This window comes from Rhodococcus sp. EPR-157 (genome assembly GCF_001647195.1).
GTDB lineage: Bacteria > Actinomycetota > Actinomycetes > Mycobacteriales > Mycobacteriaceae > Rhodococcoides.
Genome location: NZ_LVCV01000620.1, coordinates 1 through 940, shown reverse-complemented (window position 1 = coordinate 940; position 940 = coordinate 1). Strand labels below are relative to the sequence as shown.

Genomic DNA, 940 nt, shown 5'->3' with positions numbered 1-940 from the left:
GGGGTGGGTGCAGGTGCTGTAGGTCATGCGGATGCGGGCGGCGAGTTCGGAGCTGGGTCGGTAGGTCAGTGCTCCTGGTGGTGGTGTGGTGTGCCCGCCGTGTCCGCCGTGTCCGTCGGGGTGGGGTCCGGTGGCGAGGGCGGGGTTGTCTCTGATCGCGGCGAGGAGTGCGGTGATCAGTTGTGCGCGTGCGTATTCCCCACCGGGGGCGGAGCCGGTGCCGGTGTGATGTCTGCTGTTGGTGTGGGTTTTATTGTTGTGGGGTCGGTGTGGTGGGACGGTGCCTGCGGGTCGTATTCGGCCGCGGAAGAGTAGTCGCCATAACCGGGCGCCGCGGGTGGACGACCTGGTCGTACTATCGGGCCCGGCTCCAGCATCCGGTTCGGGTGCAGGGTCGGGATTCTCGGGTGCCGGTCGTGTATTGGTTTCGTTGTCGGAGTGCGTCTTTCGGGCAGGATCGGTGTTCGGACCGCCACGCCCGTCCGGAGCGCTGTCGTCAGAACCCCCATCGTCGGGACCACCGTCAGAACCCTCATCGTCGGGACCACCGTCAGAACCCTCATCGTCGGGACCACCGTCGGGACCGCCGTCGTCCGGGCCGCCACCGTCGTCTGGTTCGTCGGTGTCATCCGAGCCGCCATCGTCCGGGCCGCGATCGCTACTGCTGTCTGTGTCGTCTGGGCTGTCCGCCGGATCGTCGCTCGTGCCAGCGGATCCGGCTTCGTCGTCGCCGTCGGTCTTACTGCTTGTCTCGGTGTCTCGTGCTGTGTGTGCTCGTCGGGCGGTCTGGAAGGCCTCGGATTGCGTCAGCTCCACCAGCAGGCCCTGCCATGTGCTGTCTTCGGCGAGCATCCGCGCCAACTCCGGATCCAGCGGTGTCCCATCAGCGAGGACCGCGGGAGTCTGGCTCAGCCCCAGCAGTGTTTCCACTTCGATCAAG

Annotated in this window: 1 pseudogene; it reads right to left on the bottom strand. The window is 66.8% G+C overall.

Annotation, left to right across the window (positions count from 1 at the left end):
* Positions 1-940: pseudogene (locus A2J03_RS31335) on the bottom strand (hypothetical protein); the annotation flags it as partial.